Source organism: Pseudomonas sp. B21-021 (genome assembly GCF_024749205.1).
GTDB lineage: Bacteria > Pseudomonadota > Gammaproteobacteria > Pseudomonadales > Pseudomonadaceae > Aquipseudomonas > Aquipseudomonas paraglycinae.
The window spans coordinates 3,152,298-3,170,010 of record NZ_CP087192.1 but is presented as its reverse complement, the minus strand read 5'-3'; the positions used below and the strand labels follow the sequence as shown (position 1 = coordinate 3,170,010).

The following is a 17,713-nucleotide window of genomic DNA, read 5'->3' as shown; positions in this document are numbered from 1 at the left end:
CATTTTAGCCACAGTTTGTAACCAATAGTGAACACTCATCTGTGAAAAACTGTCCCGCGATCGCGCCAAACGGCAATCGGGATGTCACTGCCCTATCGTTTAAAGAGCCAGACCAGTACAATCGCCGCCAAACTTTACGCGCCCCCCTTGGTTGATGACGGGATTGTCCCGCCTCAGCGCACTTCGACTCGGGCCAAGCGCTCCGGCTGCACCCTCGCTACTCAGCACGCTTCGCAGGAAAAACCTTTGATTTCTACAGCTAACATCACCATGCAGTTCGGCGCCAAGCCGCTGTTTGAAAACGTTTCGGTCAAATTCAATGGCGGCAACCGCTACGGCCTGATCGGCGCCAACGGTTGCGGCAAGTCGACCTTCATGAAAATCCTCGGCGGCGACCTCGAGCCGTCCGGTGGCCAGGTCATGCTGGAGCCGAACATTCGCCTGGGTAAACTGCGCCAGGATCAGTTCGCCTACGAAGAATTCACCGTGATCGACACCGTGATCATGGGTCACGAAGAGCTGTGGAAGGTCAAGGCCGAGCGCGACCGCATCTACTCGCTGCCGGAAATGAGCGAAGAAGACGGCATGGCCGTGGCCGAGCTGGAAACCGAGTTCGCCGAGATGGACGGCTACACCGCCGAATCCCGCGCCGGTGAACTGCTGCTGGGTCTGGGCATTCCGCTGGAACAGCATTTCGGCCCGATGACTGAAGTTGCGCCGGGCTGGAAACTGCGTGTTCTGTTGGCCCAGGCACTGTTCTCCGATCCGGAAGTGCTGCTGCTCGACGAACCGACCAACCACCTGGACATCAACACCATCCGCTGGCTGGAAACGATTTTGACGGCGCGTAACAGCACCATGATCATCATTTCCCACGACCGTCACTTCCTGAACAGCGTCTGCACCCACATGGCCGACCTGGACTACGGCGAGCTGCGTCTGTTCCCGGGCAACTACGACGAGTACATGACTGCGGCGACCCAGTCCCGCGAGCAACTGCTGTCGGACAACGCCAAGAAGAAAGCCCAGATCGCCGAACTGCAAACGTTCGTCAGCCGCTTCTCGGCCAACGCCTCGAAAGCCAAGCAGGCCACTTCCCGCGCCAAGCAGATCGACAAGATCCAACTGGCCGAGGTCAAGCCATCGAGCCGCGTGAGCCCTTTCATCCGTTTCGAACAGACCAAGAAGCTGCACCGCCAGGCCGTGACCATCGAGCAGATGTCCAAGGGCTTCGACGGCAAGACCCTGTTCAAGAACTTCAGCTTCACCGTTGAAGCCGGCGAGCGCGTGGCGATCATCGGCCCGAACGGTATCGGCAAGACCACTCTGCTGCGCACGCTGATGGGCGAACTGACCCCGGACGCAGGCACGGTGAAGTGGACCGAAAGCGCGGAGCTGGGCTACTACGCTCAGGACCACGCCCACGACTTCGAAGACGACGTCAGCCTGTTCGACTGGATGGGTCAGTGGACTCAGGGCGAGCAAGTGATCCGTGGCACCCTCGGTCGCATGCTGTTCTCCAACGACGAGATCCTCAAGTCGGTGAAGGTGATTTCCGGTGGTGAGCAAGGTCGCATGCTGTTCGGCAAGCTGATCCTGCAAAAGCCGAACGTACTGGTGATGGACGAACCGACCAACCACCTGGACATGGAATCGATCGAGGCGCTGAACCTGGCGCTGGAAAACTACCCGGGCACGCTGATCTTCGTCAGCCACGACCGTGAGTTCGTATCGTCCCTGGCCACGCGCATCATCGAGCTGAGCCCGAACGGCGTGACCGACTTCAGCGGCACCTACGACGATTACCTGCGCAGCCAAGGCGTAGTGTTCTAAGTCGAATCGAGCGGTAAACAGAAAGCCCTGTCCTTGTGACAGGGTTTTTTTTACTCATTCCTGATCGTTCCCACGCTCTGCGTGGGAATGCCTCAAGGGACGCTCCGCGTTCCAGCTCTGGAAGGGACGCGGAGCGCCCCGGGCTGCATTCCCACGCGGAGCGTGGGAACGATCAACGGGAAACGGGGAAACGGGGAAACGGGGAAACGGGGAAACGATCGTTAGCCTGCTTTCTTTTATTTCAGCGCCACGCCATGATGCGGACTCTCCCACCGCCGCCCGCGAACGAGTCCTCATGTCTGCGCAGCAACAGCCACCGCAAAGCTCCATGGCGATCACCCTGCAGATCGTCTCCATCGTTTTCTATACCTTTATTGCCTTCCTCTGCATCGGCCTGCCGATTGCGGTGCTGCCCGGCTACGTGCACGAACAATTGGGTTTCAGCGCCGTGATCGCGGGGCTGGTGATCGGTTCGCAATACCTGGCCACCCTGCTCAGCCGACCGATGGCCGGGCGCATGTCGGACACCATCGGCACCAAACGGGCGATTGTGTATGGCTTGTCGGGGATTGTGCTCAGCGGCGTGTTGACGCTGGTTTCGACGCTGCTGCAGAGCTTGCCGTTGTTGAGCCTGTCGATCCTGATCGTCGGTCGCCTGTTGCTGGGGATCGCGCAGGGTTTGATCGGCGTCGGCACCATCAGTTGGTGCATGGGCCAGGTCGGTGCCGAACACACCGCACGCTCGATTTCCTGGAACGGCATCGCGTCCTACGGTGCGATTGCCATCGGTGCGCCGCTGGGCGTGGTGATGGTCGCCGATTACGGTTTCGAAAGCCTTGGCATTGCGTTGTCGCTGCTCGCAGCCGGCGCACTGCTGCTGATCCGCAACAAGCCGTCGGTGCCGGTGGTGCGCGGTGAACGGCTGCCGTTCTGGGCAGTGTTCGGGCGGATTGCACCGTTCGGCGCCAGTCTGAGCCTGGCGTCGATTGGCTACGGCACGCTGACCACCTTCATCACCCTGTATTACCTCAATCGCGGCTGGTCCGGTGCGGCGTACTGCCTGACCGTATTCGGCGTGTGTTTCATTCTGTCGCGGTTGCTGTTCATTTCGGCCATCGGGCGTTTCGGCGGATTCACCTCGGCGATTGCCTGCATGACCATCGAAACCGTCGGCCTGGTCATGCTGTGGCTGGCGCCCTCGACCGCGTATGCCTTGATTGGCGCCGGTCTGGCCGGCTTCGGCCTGTCGCTGGTGTATCCGGCGCTGGGCGTCGAGGCGATCAAGCAAGTGCCCAACTCCAGTCGCGGTGCCGGGCTGAGTGCCTATGCGGTGTTTTTCGATCTGGCGCTGGCGATTGCCGGGCCGTTGATGGGCGCGGTGGCGCTGAATCTGGGCTATTCGTGGATTTTCTTCAGCGCAGCGGTGCTGTCCGTGACCGGACTGGGACTGACCTTGCTGCTCAAGCGCCGAGCCATGACGTAAAGGCTCACTGATCCGCCGTCTGCATCCCCGCGCGGGTCGGCCGGCCCAAGGCATGGGAGAAGAACCGCCCGGCCTCGGAAATCAGGTTGCGGTGGATGTCTTCGCGGTCCACGCCATCGGCATCGGTGCACAGCGCCGGCATGGCGAGGATCTGCTCTTCGGTGCACGGCGCCATGAACACGAAGTGCCCTGCCCCGGCCAGCAATTTGAAGTCGGGTGCGGTCGGCAGTTTGCGCGCCAGGGCGGCGGCGTTTTTGTCGAAGGCCACCAGTTTGTCGCCGTCGCCGCTGTAGAGCAGCACCGGCACATGCACATCAGCCAAAGTGTGCCGACCGAATTTCAGACTCAACGGTGCCATCAGCAACAACGCATGCACGCGCGGATCGGCCACCGGTTGCAGATCGTCGCGGTCGACAATCAACTCACCTTGGGTGTTGCAGGCGTCGCGGTCGTCCGGGCGTTCCTGGCAGTAACGGCGCAGACGATCCAGATCCGGCTGTGCGCCGGACAGAATCAGCGCCGTTTCGCCGCCCGCCGAATAGCCGATCACGCCGACCTGCTCGGCGTTCACATACGGCGCGAGCATGCGATCGCCCAACGTCGCGGTAATGGCTTCGGAAATCTGGATCGGCCGGCCATAAAGGTTGCTCAGTGTGCCGAGGCGGCTGTGATCCTTGGAGTTGTCGCCGGGGTGAATCACCGCCACCACTACAAAGCCCTTGCGTGCCAGTGACGTGGCCAGGTCGTGCAGTGCCAGTGGCGTGCCGGTGTTGCCGTGGGACAGCATCAGCATCGGGAAGCGGCCGATGGCGACTTTGGTGTCTTCGCCGGCTTCGACAGAATAGCCTTCGAGCAGGCTCATGTGTTCGCGGTCGCTGGAGGGATAGAACGCGATGGCGCGCATCGGTTGCAGGTCGAGCGGATCGAGGAACGTCATCTCGTGATAGCCGACGCTCCAGCGCGGGTGCTGCCCGGGCGCAGCGTGCACTGAATTCAGGCTGCCGAGCAGGCAAATCAGTAACGCTGCACAAAGACGCATCATGGGATGCCCCACCCTGTTGTTACTCAATCGAAAGATCCGTTGTGTTCGACGCCCGAAATTCCGAGGTTCGGTGATCCGGCGCGACGTTGCACTCAGACGTTGATCATCAGACTGCATAACCTGGGCCAGATTATGTAACAGTCAGAAACAAAAAACTCCGTATCTGGCCCTTGCGGAACCAGAATACAGAGTTTTTTTGGGTTTGCCTGAACAGGAGCTGTTCTTTACGCAAGCCTTACGCGGCGGCGAACAGTTGCTCGCTGATCTTCGCCTGAGCGGCAGTCATGGCGTTGTTGCGCACTTCTTCGCCGTAGGCCAGGCCTTCGGCACGCACGACTTCGATGTCGCTGATGCCGAGGAAGCCGAAGACCAGTTTCAGGTAGTCTTCGTGCGCTACGCCCGAAGCTTGACCTGCGTGGATGCCGCCAGCGGTGGACACGATCACCACTTTCTTGCCACCGCACAGGCCTTCAGGGCCGGCTTCGGTGTAACGGAAGGTCTGGCCGGCGACGGCGATGCGGTCGATCCAGGCTTTGAGCTGGGTCGGCACGGTGAAGTTGTACATCGGTGCAGCAACGACGATGGCGTCGGCGGCGATGAATTCGGCCAGGGTGGTGGCGCTCAGTTCGGCTTCGTGCTGTTGGGCGGCGTTGCGCAGTTCAGCGGTGGTGCCGGCGGCAACCAGAGTAGTCGACGAGAAGTGGCTGATGGCGTCGGCGGCCAGGTCGCGGTAGGTCACGACAGCGCTTGGCTCGGCGGCTTGCCAGGCTTGAGTCACCTGACTGCTCAGCTGACGGGAAGCGGAGTTGTCGCCCAGAATGCTCGAATCGATGTGCAGCAGTTTCATGTGGAATCTCCTGGAATGAATCGCCGGTGGCGACGGAATGGAGACAATCCTACCGACGAAACCAATAGCTGATTAGACGGCAACAATGCGATAGTTTGTCCCACTGATAGAACAGTCGGATTTCCAGATGCAAGACCTCAACGATCTCTACTATTTCGCCAAAGTGGTCGAAGCCGGCGGATTCGCCGCCGCCGGCCGCTTGCTGGGCATTCCCAAGTCACGCCTTTCGCGGCGCATCGCCGAGCTGGAAGAACGCCTCGGCGCACGCTTGCTGCAACGCACCACTCGCCAATTGAAGCTGACAGCCGTCGGCGAACGCTATTTGCGTCACTGTCAGGCAATGCTGCTGGAAGCGGAAATGGCCGACGAGACGGTGGCCAGCATGTCCAGCGAGCCTCGCGGACGCCTGCGGGTTTCGAGCCCGACGGGCTTGGCCCATGAAATGCTCCCGGTGGTGATCAGCAATTTCCTTGGCAAATACCCCAAGGTGCAACTGGAAGTGACCCTGATCAATCGCCGGGTCGACCTCATCACCGAAGGCATCGACGTGGCCCTGCGCGTGCGCGAACACGGCGATGAAGAACCGATGCTGGTGACCCGCCGCCTGCGTCAGGCGCAAATGGTGGTGGTGGCGAGCCCTTCCTTTATACAGGGCGTGGAAATCAATCATCCGCAGGACCTGAAGAACCTGCCGGTGTTGGGCGCGCTGGAAGCGGATCGCATGGTGCATGTGCGCCTGCTCGATCAGCACGGCGAGAGTTGTGATCTGGCGCTGGAAGCACGGCTGGGCATCGACGATTTCATCGTGCGCAAGGCCTGTGTGCTGGCCGGCCAGGGGTTCACCCTGTTGCCGATGATGTATTGCGAAGCGGAGCTGAACAAAGGCACGCTGGTGCAGTTGCTGCCGGACTGGTCACTGCCCGGCGGCTGGCTGCAAGCGGTGTATCCGCACCGGCGTGGGGTGATGCCGGCGGTGCGCGCATGGATCGATCATCTGGTCGAATCGTTCAATGCCTGTGGAGAGCGGCTGTTATGAAACAAGGGAAGATGAACGAGCAGGATGTCGCGGATTTCTGTCTGGCCCTGCCCGGCGCCCGGGAAGACTACAAATGGGGTGGCGTGCGGGTGTTTTCGATTGCCGGCAACAAGATGTTTGCCTTGCAGGGTTTGCGCGGTGATTCGCTGGCGTTCAAGGTCGACAAGGACCTGTTTCTCGGTCATTGCGACCGTCCGGGCATTCACCCGGCACCGTATCTGGCCCGGGCGCAATGGATCATCATGCACCCGCCCTACCCGCTGGGCACCGAGGAGCTGCAAGGGTTGCTGCAGCGCTCCCATCAACTGGTGGTGAGCAAGCTGCCCAAGCGCGTGCAGGTCGGGCTGTTGCTCTAGAACAGCGCCAGCAGGTTCGAACCGAGGAACAACTGATCGATCCAGAACACCTGGTGCAACGCCACGATCATCCAGAAAAGCACCTGAAACGACACCTTGCGCGTCTTGTGCCGGAAGACCTGCTGGGCGATCAATGCGCCCGGCCAGCCGCCGGCCAGTTCCACCGCGTGCAGGATGTTTTCCGGTGTGCGCCAGGCGTCGGCGCGGGCCTTGCGTTTGTCCGCCCAGTACAGAAAAAACGCCAGCACGCTGACCAGCCCGTAAGCCGTCAGCGGTATCAGGGAAATCCCGCGCAGCCACATCGACAGCGAGCCGGACAACGGCAACGCGCAGACGATCAGCAGCACCACCAGCTTCAATTTAAGATGCTGAATATTGCCACCGGAAGGCCCGCGATCAGGGCGGCGTGCGCGGGAATCACTCATGGCTGGGCGGCCGTCCAGTCGATCCAGCCGAACTGCCAGGTCGCCAGGATCACCAGACCGAAGACGATCCGGTACCAGGCGAACGCCGCGTAGCTGTGGCTGCCGATGAACTTGAGCAGCCCGCGCACCGCGATCATGGCGAAGATGAACGCCGTGACGAAACCGATGGCGAACACCGGGAAGTCTGCCGGAACGAACAGGTCGCGATACTTGTAGCCCGAATACACCGCCGCACCGACCATGGTCGGCATCGCCAGGAAGAACGAGAACTCGGTGGCGGTCTTGCGCGACAGGCCAAACAACAGGCCGCCGATGATGGTCGAGCCGGAACGCGAAGTGCCGGGGATCATCGCCAGGCACTGGGCGAAGCCGATCTTCAGCGCATCCGTCCAGCGAATCTCGTCGACCGTTTCGGCGTGCACTTCATGCTGACGCTGCTCGGCCCACAACATCACGATACCGCCCACCACCAGCGCGGTGGCCACGGTGATCGGGTTGAACAGGTAATGGTGAATCAGATCCGCGAAGATCACGCCCAGCACCACGGCGGGCAGGAAGGCGATCAGCAGGTTGGCGGTAAAACGCCGCGCACTCGGCTGGGTTGGCAGGCCGATGACCACGTCGAGGATCTTGCGGCGGAATTCCCAGACCACCGCGAGAATCGCGCCGAGCTGGATGATGATGTTGAACGCCATGGCCCGCTCGCCTCCGAAATCGAGCAGGTCGGCAACAATGATCTGGTGTCCGGTACTGGAAATGGGCAAAAACTCCGTCAGCCCCTCTACAACTCCTAGAATCAATGCCTGCAAGGCGGTCCAAAGATCCATCAATCCCCCAAAGAGCGATGCCCGGCGGCATGCCCCGATAGTATTTTTTTACGTTCACTGCGTTCAGCGTAGCTGGTTAAAGCTGTACCGATTCCGCACGCACAGGATCCACACGAAACAGTCAAAATTCCGTGAAAAATCAATTTGGATTCAGGTTTTCACGCGCGGCGCCGAAATCCTAACAGACAAGCCGTAATAGCGCTGCCGCGTTATACGACTTGGGTCGCGTATGCCCGGCTACCGAAACGTGGTTGGATGCTGGCGGTGGTTTATTACAAGAAAAAGAATCCGGAGTGACAGCGTTATGAACAGCTTGCGCAGTGTGTCGATCAGCCGACGCTTGTGGCTCATCTTGATTGTGGCAGTGGTCATGCTGCTGACCTTGGGCGTGTTGATGCTCAAGCAGATCCACGATGACCTTTACCACGCCAAGGCCCAGAAAACCCAGCATGTGGTGCAGACCGCCAGCGGTTTGCTGACTTACTACCAGGGCCTCGAAGCTGCGGGGACCCTGACCCGCGATGTGGCGCAGAAACAGGCGCTGACCGCGATCCGTGGCCTGCGCTATGACCAGAACGATTACTTCTGGATCAACGACCTCACACCCGTGATGGTCATGCACCCGACCAATCCCAAGCTTGAAGGCCAGAACCTCTCGGCGATCCGCGACCCGGACGGTTTTGCGGTGTTCAACGAAATGGTCGCCATCGCCAAAGCCAAGGGCGCCGGCATGGTCGATTATCGCTGGCCCAAACCCGGCGCCAGTGAGCCGGTGGCCAAGACTTCCTACGTGAAACTGTTCGAGCCGTGGGGCTGGGTCATCGGTTCTGGCGTTTACGTCGACGACGTGCAGGCCGAGTTCCAGGGTCAGGTGATCAAGGCGTCGGTAGTCGGGCTGGTCATTGCGGTGATCATGGCGCTGCTGGTGATCCTGATTGCCCGCAGCATCGTCCGTCCGTTGCAGGAAACCGTGAACGCCATGGCCAACATCGCCAGCGGCGAAAGCGATCTGACCCGCAGCCTCGATAACCACGGCCAGGACGAAGTCACTCAACTGGCCCATCACTTCAATGCCTTCACCGCCAAGCTGCGCCGGGTGATCGGTGACTTGCAGGTGTCCGCCAGTGCCTTGGGCCAATCGTCCAGCGAACTGGGCAACGATGCGACTCAGGCCCAGCAGCGCAGCCAGCAGCAATCGCAGCAGATGGAACTGGTGGCCACCGCCGTCAACGAAGTGACCTACGGCGTGCAAGACGTGGCGAAGAACGCCGAACACGCCGCCAGCGAAATGCGTGACGCCGAAGCCCAGGCCCAGCAGGGCCAGATCAACATTGACGGCAGTCTGCAACAGATCGACAAGCTCTCCGGCACCATCGATCAAGCGGTGGAAGTCATCCGCACGCTGGCGACTGAAAGCACGCAGATCGGCAGCGTGCTGGAAGTGATCCGCTCGATTGCCGAGCAGACCAACCTGCTGGCCCTCAACGCCGCGATTGAAGCGGCTCGCGCCGGCGAACAGGGTCGCGGGTTTGCGGTGGTCGCCGACGAGGTGCGTTTGCTGGCGCAGCGCACGCAGAAGTCCACGGCGGAAATCCAGACGATGATCGAACGTCTGCAAAACCATTCCGAAGCCGCCGTGAAGGTCATCGGCGACAGTAGCAAGGCCTCGCAACTGACCATCGAACAGGCCGGTCTTGCCAGTGCCAGCCTGAATGCCATCGGCCAGGCCCTGCGTAACCTCAATGGCCTGAACGCCTCGATTGCCAGCGCAACGCTGCAACAGGCGCACGTGGTCGAAGACATCAATCAGAACGTCACCCAGGCGGCGGGGTTGTCCCACAGCACCGCACTGGCGGCCGAGCAATCGAGCGTGGCCAGCGTGCGTCTGGGCCAACTCAGCGAGCAACTGAACGGTTTGCTGCGTCAGTTCAGAGTCTGATCGCCCTTGCAGGTGGGAACTCGTTTCCCACCTGTTTTTCGGTACAATCCGCTCCCTCTTTTATTCCCCCCAAGGATCCTGCATGTCCGGGCTTGAACTGTTTGCGGCCGCCCTCGGCGTAATCGCCGTGTGGCTCACGGTCAAACAGAATCCGTGGTGCTGGCCGATCGGGCTGGTCATGGTGTCGCTCTACACCTGGGTGTTCTTCGAAGTGAAGCTGTATTCGGACATGCTGCTGCAAGTCGTTTATGCCGGGCTGCAAATCTATGGCTGGTGGCAATGGACGCGGGCCGGGACGATGCATGACGGGCGCGAGGTCAGCCGGCTCGACAATCGCTCGATTGCGCAAGGGCTGGCCATCGGCGCGGTGGGCAGTCTGCTGCTGGGCGCGGCCATGGCTCACTGGACGGACGCTGCGCAACCGTGGCTCGACGCGGCGCTGACCGGTTTCAGTCTGGTCGCGCAATTCTGGATGGCCCACAAACGTCTGCAATGCTGGGCGTTGTGGTTCGTGCTGGATGTGATCTTCGTCGGGCTGTTTCTCTATAAAGGGCTTTACCTCACGGCGGCGCTGTATGCCCTGTTCACCCTGATCGCAGTGCAAGGCTGGCGCGAATGGCGTGCCGATCCGGCGTTGCAACGATGAAAGTGATTGTCCTGACCGGCCCCGAGTCGACGGGCAAGAGCTGGCTGGCGGCCGGAATCCAACAGCAGTTCGGCGGTTTGCGGGTGGACGAATATGTGCGCTGGTTCATCGAGCAGAAACGTCGCGATACGTGCCTGGCCGATATTCCCGAGATCGCGCGCGGCCAGTTGCAATGGGAAGACGCGGCACGCGCGCAGCAGCCGCGACTGCTGATTCTCGATACGCATCTGTTGAGCAATATCCTGTGGAGCCAGACCCTGTTCGGCGACTGCCCGTCCTGGCTGGAATCCGAATTGCTGGCCCGTCATTACGACCTGCACCTGCTGCTCTCCCCCGAGCAGATCGAGTGGACGGACGATGGTCAGCGTTGCCAGCCCGACTTGAGCGAACGGCTTGCGTTCTATCAGGCAACCCGAACCTGGCTGGAAACCCATCACCAGCCTTTGCAGATCATTCAGGGCAGTTGGGCGGATCGCCAGCAGCAAGCCTTCGACGCGGTTCGCGCCCTGCTCGCGGACTGACCCGGTTTTCGGGGCGTTTGCCCCGTCGTATCCCCCTGCTTTGGGGCCAAAGTGTCCGTTCCTGAAACACTCCTTCGGGTTCAAAGTGCCCGTCTCAGCACCCTTCATCCCTTTGTCATGCGACTTGTTACGCGGTTGAAACACAGCCCTGCAAACCCTTGTTCCAGAGCTTTGCAATGACTTTGTGAGGTTGCGAAGGCAATGACTTGTTTCAACGATGAAACAGCTTTTGTACCAGACCTGCGCTCGTCAAACCCAACATATTGAAATTCAAAGACAATTCAAAAGCGGCACAGCTTTCGCTCTCTCCTTCACAACGCTGAACAGGCTCAGCCCACTGAAGAAGGAATTGCCGTCGTGGGGAATATCAAAAAAGCCTTCACCTGCCTTCTGCTGATCGGATCAGCCGCCAGCACTTTCCTCAGTTTCAACGTTCAGGCCGAAGGCAATGGCGTGATCGTGCTCAATCGTGACGTCCAGCCGATCCCGATCGGCCGCAGCGGCGGCAAAGACCCGTACCCCACCACCGTCAATGCCAATCCTTCGGGCCGCATCGGTCAAGCAATGACCAGCACCGAACTCAACGACGGTGAATTTGCCAGTATAGCCAGCGGATCCTCGATTCGCGGAAGTATCACCACCCCGACTTCGAACATCCCCGGCATGAACACTGTGACCAATCCGAATGGCTTGCCTGGTATGGGAGGCGGTCACGGCGGCGGTGCCGGCGGCTCGATCTCCAATACCGTCAACCGTGCCATGAGCTCCGGTCTTGCCCCTCTGACTCGCATGGCTGGAGGCCAATAAATGAATCGCTCCCTGCTCCTGCTCGCCCTCCTCGGCTGCACCAGCGCAATGGCTGACCCGAGTTCCGTGAACAACGCGAACATTCAGGAAACCGGCATCCAGTACCGCGGCAACTACAACGTCAACCAGGCGGCCGGCGACCAGATGCAACAAACCAACACCAAAGCGATCGCCATCGGCACCAGTGCCAGCGCGACCACGAGTGTCATTCAGCACATCAACACACCCGCCGAGCGCACTGGCAATGCCAGCGCCACCATTGGCGGCAACTCTTTCAGCAATGGCAACGGAATCCTGGGCGTGAATCAGGGCGCCGGGGCCAACAACCAGATGGCCAACGTTACGCGCGTCAGCATCAGTGCTGCCCCGCAGAGCGTTGACGATAGCGCCCTTTCCCAACAGAACGTGGCGTTGTTACCGAGCTCAGGAGCAACTGGTACCTCACCCGGCAGTCGCCAGGTCACGACAAGTGATCAGGCCTTCACCGGCAGCCGAGGGGTAATCCAGGTGAACCAGAGTGCCGGGGTGGGGAACCGAATGGCTAACACCCTGAGCATCCGGGTCGCTGACTGACCCAAACAACAAAAGCAGTGCAATTAGAAAGTACCAACACTTAACCAACTAATAAGCACGGAGAAACACCATGAAACCTACAATGGCCCTCAAACCACTGGTTTTCGCACTCGCAGCAGTGATGGCAATCGCAGCACAGGCAGGCGGTCGTGATGATAATCACGGTCATGGTAACGGGCATGGCAACCATGAACCAAAAGGCCCAACCCTGGAACAACTGCTGCAAATCGGCGCTGGCGCCGGGGCGGCAGTGCTCGACACGCAAAGCAGCTCTGGCAACCTGGTCGGCAACCAAGGCACCAAAAATGATGCCAACGTCAACAACTCGGCCAATGGCACCAACGGCAACGTTGGCATGAACAACACCGCCGGCGATGGCAACCAGCAAGACAATGCCGCCGCTCTGGCAACTGCCGATGAAAGTTTCATCTTCGGCTCTGCGGTGTCGGTCTCCAGCGCAACTCAAGTCAACACCAACAACGCCGTTGCGAACTACTCCACCACAAACAACGCCAACCTCAACAACGTGGGTAACGGCGGTTCCGGCAACATTGGCGTGAACAACAGTGCCGGCAACTTCAACCAACAGAAAAACAACCTGGCAATTGCTGTATCGGGTGGTCGTGTAGCTAACGCTGCTGCTGCTGCGAACCAAACCTCCACTGGCCTGACCGTAGCCAACAACGGCACTCAAACCTACAAAAAAGATACCCTCACCGGCACTTTCGCCGGGGCTGGCGCGTTCTACGCGAAGGGCACTGCAAAAATCGAAGACGACGATCACGGTCATGGCGGATATGGCAATAACGATAGAGGCCATGGCGGCGACAAAGATCAAAAAGCCAAATTCGAAGCAGTGGGCGTCTTTGGCCTGGCAGGTGTGACCACTCAACAAGTGATGACCCCTGATGGCTGGAAAAACCCTGTGACCAACAACGCTTCCATCTCCAATGTTGGTAACAACTTCTCGGGTAACGCTGGTTACAACAACGCCGCTGGTGTTGGCAACCAACAAAGCAACTCGCTGTCCATCGCCGCAGGTTGCAAAGCCTGCATGTAATCGCGATCGAAACGAAAGCCCCGGAAACGGGGCTTTTCCTCAGTCCGCAAAGGCGTATCGATCATGCGTAAGACTGCCCTCCTCGCTCTGCTTTGCTTCTGTGGCCTGACCCAGGCTGCCCAGATGCCCGTTGCCGCCCTGCCTGGCGGCACACTCGTCTACAAGAACGTGCAAAGCATTCGTGAGCGCAAGTTTGCCGACATCGTCGAACAGAAAACCGACTTCAGCTGCGGCGCCGCCGCACTGGCCACGGTATTGCGCCAGGCTTATTGGCTCGACGTCGATGAGGAGCACATCATCAAAGGCATGCTGGTCAACGCTGACCAGGACCTTGTTCGTACTCAGGGTTTTTCCATGCTGGACATGAAGCGCTACATAGAAAGCATCGGCATGCGCGCCAGGGGCTACAAGATTCCGCCGGAAAAACTCGACGCTGTCACGATCCCGGTGGTGGTACTGATGGAAATTCGCGGCTACAAGCATTTCGTGGTGATGCAGCGGGCGGACAAGGATTGGGTTTACATCGGAGACCCGGTTTTAGGACACAAACGCTACTCCCATGATGACTTTGTCAAAGGTTGGAACGGCATTGTCTTTGCCATCGTCGGCCCCGGATATGACAAGGCCAATGCCTTGCGCAGCCCTCCGGTACCGGTGACGGCCAAGAACAAGCTGGATGCCTTCAACCCGGTCAAAGATGCTGAATTGATGGACTTCGGGTTCATACAGAGCGACTTCTTTTAATCGCCGATTACAAGAGTGGGGCTGGATGTCCCGGGAGCAGCAGATGAAAACCTCATACTGGCTGGCCGCCGCCTGCCTGGCAGCGAGCGCCTCAGGCTATGCCAATGCAGGATTCAAACCCATCGAAATCAAGGACCAGGAGCTTTCAGAGCTACGTGGTCGTTATGTGATGCCGGGCCGGATCATCAGCTTCGGTGTTGTCATGAGCAGTACCTGGCGCAACGCCAGCGGAGATCTGATCGGGGCCTCGGCCACCATGCAATTGCAGGCCGCTTCGGTCAAACCTGAATTCTACGTCTCGACCATCAAGGAACACGGCAATGGCAGTACCCCGGAACTGGGGACTGGCTCGGTCGTGGGTGGCGCGGGACTCAACTCAAGCCAGGGCGTGACGCAGAGTGTGCGCGCCGCTGGCGACGGCAACTCCGCCTATAACAACGTTGCGATCAACGTCAAAGAAGCCAGTCAGGCACCTGCCCTGATGCCCGCCCAGGGCCAGGCCTTGATGGCCGGCCAGACCATCTCCGGCAGCAACGGCGCCGGCAGCGTCGCGGTTTCAGCCACAAATGGCGGTGTGCAAATGGCCATCCAGGCCTCCGGCAATCAGGGTACAGCCTTGCAACAGGTCGCCCAGGGCGGACTGCTGCAAAACACCCGTTTGCTGGGTAACGCGAACGTAGTCAACAACCTGACACAACTCAACGTTGTCCTTAACAATAACGGCATGAGTGCCGGCGCACTGGACTGCAACCTGACTCAACTCAGGGCACTACGCAACATCGGATATTGAACTACGCTGAGTCTCGATCATTGGGCTTAAAGGGACGGCTTATTCATGTATCGATCAGTATCACTGCGTGCCGCTGTATGTTTGAGTACTCTTCTACCCGCGGCGATGTTGCAAGCGGCACCCGACGCAGATGTAGAAGCCCTGAAACAGGAACTTCTGGAGCTGAAGCAACGATACGAAGTGCAGCAAAAGGCCCTGGCGGTGCTTGAACAACGGGTCCGCCAGGTCGAAGAGCAACCCGCCTCCCCACCCCCAAAACGCCTGGCCAAATCGCCTTCGGACATGAAAGGCAACCGGGTCGCCACTGGCACCGGGGCCGCAGCAGCGTCGGGGGGCGCCGCCGGGGGCAGCGGCGCATCCTATGGCCAGTCGCTGGCCGATGATTCGCAACCGGCACAGAGTGTGTCCAACCTGTACGACGAAGCCAGCGGCTTCTTTGGCGGCGGCAAGTTCAGCTTTGAAACCGGCGTGACCTACTCGCGCTACGACACCCGCCAACTGATTCTCAACGGTTTCCTCGCCCTGGACTCGATCTTTCTGGGCAACATCAACCTCGACCGGATCAAGGCCGACACCTGGACCCTCGACCTGACGGGACGCTACAACTTCGACAATCGCTGGCAGTTCGACCTGAACGTGCCGGTGGTCTACCGTGAATCGACCTATCAGTCCGGCGGCGGCAACGGAGGCGCCTCCAACGTCACCACCGAACAGGACGTAAGCCGCGATCCGACCATCGGCGACGTCAACTTCGGCATTGCGTACAAGTTCCTGGACGAGTCGGTCAACACCCCGGACGCCGTGGTGTCCTTGCGGGTCAAGGCGCCTACGGGCAAGGATCCGTTCGGGATCAAGCTACGCCAGACCGATGCCAACTCGAACCTGTTCGTGCCTGACACCCTGCCCACCGGCAACGGCGTCTGGTCGATCACCCCGGGCATCTCGCTGGTCAAGACGTTTGACCCGGCCGTGCTGTTCGGCAGCCTGTCCTACACCCACAACTTCGAGGAATCGTTCGACGACATCAGTTCGACCGTCAACCAGAAAAACCCGGGCAAGGTACGCATCGGCGACAGCTTCCAGATCGGCGCAGGTGTTGCCTTCGCACTGAACGAGAAGATGAGTATGTCGTTCTCCGTCTCGGACCTGGTGCAACGCAAGAGCAAGCTGAAACAGGATGGCGGGGATTGGGAATCGGTGGTGTCCAGCGACGCCAACGCCGGTTACTTCAACGTCGGCATGACCATCGCCGCCACCGACAACCTGACCATCGTGCCCAACCTGTCCATCGGCATGACGGACGATGCCCCGGACTTCTCCTTCAGCCTGAAATTCCCTTACTACTTCTAAACCGCGACATCATAAAAAGGCCCGCTGCGACTTGCATCGCAGCGGGCCTTTTCAGCTTCCTGTCTTCAGGAAGCACCGCGCCCTAGCGGATCTGGTGCTTGTGCAGCAAACGGTAAAACGTCGGCCGGGAAACCCCCAGCACTTTGGCGGCAACGCTGAGATTGTCGCTGTGCCGGTTCAACACATCGCATAACGCCTGGCGTTCGGCGCGGGTCTTGTAGTCTTCAAGCGTACCCATGGGTGCCGCGATCGACTGCTGGCTGATCAGCCCCAGGTCACGGGCCTCGATCTGCCGCCCTTCCGCAAGTACCAGGCCTCGACGCACGCGGTTGGCCAGTTCGCGGACATTGCCCGGCCAGTCGTGCTTGCCCATGGCGATCAGCGCGTCTTCACTGAAGCTGCGCGGACGGCGGCCGGTTTCATGGCTGTAGAAGTGGGAAAAATGGTTGGCCAGCATCGACAGATCGCCGTGGCGCTCGCGCAACGGCGCGGTCACCACCTGCAACACATTGAGCCGGTAGTACAAGTCCTCACGAAAGCGCTTCTTCTCGATGGCGGCTTCGAGGTCGACGTGAGTCGCCGCCAGTACCCGCACATCCACCGGGATAGGCTGGCTGCCACCAACCCGTTCGATGTGTTTTTCTTGAAGGAAGCGCAACAGATTGGCTTGCAGTTCCAGCGGCAGATCGCCGATTTCATCGAGAAACAAGGTGCCGCCATTGGCCGCTTCAATACGCCCGACCTTGCGCTGATGAGCGCCGGTGAACGCACCTTTCTCGTGACCGAACAGCTCGGACTGGATCAAATGCTCGGGAATCGCCCCGCAGTTGATCGCCACAAACGGTTTGCTGTGGCGTTGCGACTGCCGGTGCAGGGTGCGGGCGACGAGTTCTTTACCGGTACCGCTTTCGCCGCGAATAAGCACTGGCGACTCGGTGGGTGCCAGTTTGCTCAGCAACTTGCGCAGCTCGCGGATCGGTTTGCTGTCGCCCAACAGCTCGTGTTCCGGCTGGTCAACGTGAATCGTGCCCTGCCCGCGCAGGCGCGCCATGCCGAACGCCCGGCCGAGGGTGACCTGCACCCGCGACACGTCGAACGGCAAGGTATGGAAATCGAAAAACCATTCGCAGACAAAGTCGCCGACGTTCTGCAAGCGCAGCACTTCCTGATTCAGCACGGCGATCCATTCGGTACCACTGCGGCTGATCAGCTCTTTGACGGCTTCGGGACGTTCCAGGTGAAAAGGTTGTAACCGCAACAGGCCGACATCGCAGCTTCGGTCGGCGGCATTCTCCAGGCTACAACTGTCGACGTCCCAACCCACGGCACGTAAACCCGGAAGCAATCGGTGACAGTCGTCGCACGGGTCGACGACCAATAAACGTCTTAATGCAGGCGCTTCGCTCATGACTGTTCCTTGGCGCCAAATTTTAG

At 59.9% G+C, this 17,713-nt stretch carries 18 protein-coding genes; 13 read left to right on the top strand and 5 right to left on the bottom strand.

Annotation, left to right across the window (positions count from 1 at the left end; translation table 11 throughout):
• The first annotated feature begins 246 nt into the window (after positions 1-246).
• Positions 247-1,833 carry an ABC-F family ATPase gene (locus LOY31_RS14115; protein WP_045121838.1) on the top strand — a complete coding sequence of 529 codons (1,587 nt, stop codon included), beginning with the start codon at positions 247-249 and terminating at the stop codon, positions 1,831-1,833.
• A 295-nt stretch (positions 1,834-2,128) separates the two neighbouring features.
• Entirely contained in the window at positions 2,129-3,316 is a 1,188-nt protein-coding gene (locus tag LOY31_RS14110; RefSeq protein ID WP_258713551.1) for an MFS transporter, read from the top strand.
• Positions 3,317-3,320: 4 nt separating this feature from the next.
• Here LOY31_RS14110 and LOY31_RS14105 read toward each other — a convergent pair whose 3' ends face one another.
• Positions 3,321-4,358, bottom strand: coding sequence for a hypothetical protein (locus tag LOY31_RS14105; protein ID WP_007957461.1), 1,038 nt, complete (start codon positions 4,356-4,358; stop codon positions 3,321-3,323).
• A 235-nt stretch (positions 4,359-4,593) separates the two neighbouring features.
• Positions 4,594-5,205, bottom strand: a complete 612-nt coding sequence (locus LOY31_RS14100) for an FMN-dependent NADH-azoreductase (RefSeq protein ID WP_258713550.1) — start codon at positions 5,203-5,205, stop codon at positions 4,594-4,596.
• Between the two features lie 127 nt (positions 5,206-5,332).
• Here LOY31_RS14100 and LOY31_RS14095 point away from each other — a divergent pair, with 127 nt between their 5' ends.
• Both LOY31_RS14095 and LOY31_RS14090 read left to right on the top strand, forming a co-directional pair.
• Complete coding sequence (locus LOY31_RS14095; protein ID WP_258713549.1) at positions 5,333-6,241, top strand: LysR substrate-binding domain-containing protein; 909 nt, start codon at positions 5,333-5,335, stop codon at positions 6,239-6,241.
• Positions 6,238-6,597, top strand: a complete 360-nt coding sequence (locus tag LOY31_RS14090; protein ID WP_085603902.1) for an MmcQ/YjbR family DNA-binding protein — start codon at positions 6,238-6,240, stop codon at positions 6,595-6,597. The genes LOY31_RS14095 and LOY31_RS14090 overlap by 4 nt, the downstream gene beginning before the upstream one ends.
• Here the strand turns inward: LOY31_RS14090 and LOY31_RS14085 are convergent.
• Together LOY31_RS14085 and LOY31_RS14080 are read right to left on the bottom strand one after the other, a co-directional pair.
• Complete coding sequence (locus LOY31_RS14085; RefSeq protein ID WP_258713548.1) at positions 6,594-7,022, bottom strand: DUF1294 domain-containing protein; 429 nt, start codon at positions 7,020-7,022, stop codon at positions 6,594-6,596. The two genes, LOY31_RS14090 and LOY31_RS14085, sit on opposite strands and share 4 nt — an antisense overlap.
• Complete coding sequence (locus LOY31_RS14080) at positions 7,019-7,849, bottom strand: undecaprenyl-diphosphate phosphatase (protein WP_258713547.1); 831 nt, start codon at positions 7,847-7,849, stop codon at positions 7,019-7,021. The genes LOY31_RS14085 and LOY31_RS14080 overlap by 4 nt, the downstream gene beginning before the upstream one ends.
• A gap of 304 nt (positions 7,850-8,153) precedes the next feature.
• Here LOY31_RS14080 and LOY31_RS14075 point away from each other — a divergent pair, with 304 nt between their 5' ends.
• The 9 genes from LOY31_RS14075 to LOY31_RS14035 all read left to right on the top strand — a co-directional run bounded on the left by LOY31_RS14075 (position 8,154) and on the right by LOY31_RS14035 (position 16,279).
• Positions 8,154-9,788, top strand: a complete 1,635-nt coding sequence (locus LOY31_RS14075; RefSeq protein WP_258713546.1) for a methyl-accepting chemotaxis protein — start codon at positions 8,154-8,156, stop codon at positions 9,786-9,788.
• 82 nt (positions 9,789-9,870) lie between these two features.
• Complete coding sequence (pnuC, locus tag LOY31_RS14070) at positions 9,871-10,434, top strand: nicotinamide riboside transporter PnuC (protein WP_007957471.1); 564 nt, start codon at positions 9,871-9,873, stop codon at positions 10,432-10,434.
• Positions 10,431-10,955, top strand: a complete 525-nt coding sequence (locus LOY31_RS14065; RefSeq protein WP_258713545.1) for an AAA family ATPase — start codon at positions 10,431-10,433, stop codon at positions 10,953-10,955. The genes pnuC and LOY31_RS14065 overlap by 4 nt, the downstream gene beginning before the upstream one ends.
• Before the next feature lie 357 nt (positions 10,956-11,312).
• A complete protein-coding gene (locus tag LOY31_RS14060) occupies positions 11,313-11,762 on the top strand; it encodes a hypothetical protein (RefSeq protein WP_258713544.1) in 450 nt (149 codons plus the stop codon).
• Positions 11,763-12,335 carry an adhesin gene (locus LOY31_RS14055; RefSeq protein WP_085603919.1) on the top strand — a complete coding sequence of 191 codons (573 nt, stop codon included), beginning with the start codon at positions 11,763-11,765 and terminating at the stop codon, positions 12,333-12,335.
• A 70-nt stretch (positions 12,336-12,405) separates the two neighbouring features.
• The gene (locus LOY31_RS14050; RefSeq protein ID WP_258713543.1) at positions 12,406-13,395 is read left to right on the top strand and encodes a heme utilization protein; all 990 of its coding nucleotides are present in this window, start codon (positions 12,406-12,408) and stop codon (positions 13,393-13,395) included.
• Between the two features lie 63 nt (positions 13,396-13,458).
• Complete coding sequence (locus LOY31_RS14045) at positions 13,459-14,139, top strand: C39 family peptidase (protein ID WP_007957477.1); 681 nt, start codon at positions 13,459-13,461, stop codon at positions 14,137-14,139.
• 43 nt (positions 14,140-14,182) lie between these two features.
• On the top strand, positions 14,183-14,929 hold the full coding sequence (locus tag LOY31_RS14040; protein WP_085603925.1) for a hypothetical protein: 747 nt from the start codon (positions 14,183-14,185) through the stop codon (positions 14,927-14,929).
• 45 nt (positions 14,930-14,974) lie between these two features.
• On the top strand, positions 14,975-16,279 hold the full coding sequence (locus LOY31_RS14035; protein WP_085603928.1) for a transporter: 1,305 nt from the start codon (positions 14,975-14,977) through the stop codon (positions 16,277-16,279).
• Positions 16,280-16,361: 82 nt separating this feature from the next.
• On the opposite strand, the gene LOY31_RS14030 is transcribed toward LOY31_RS14035, so the two are convergent.
• A complete protein-coding gene (locus tag LOY31_RS14030) occupies positions 16,362-17,687 on the bottom strand; it encodes a sigma-54 dependent transcriptional regulator (protein WP_007957480.1) in 1,326 nt (441 codons plus the stop codon).
• Between the last annotated feature and the right edge of the window lie 26 nt (positions 17,688-17,713).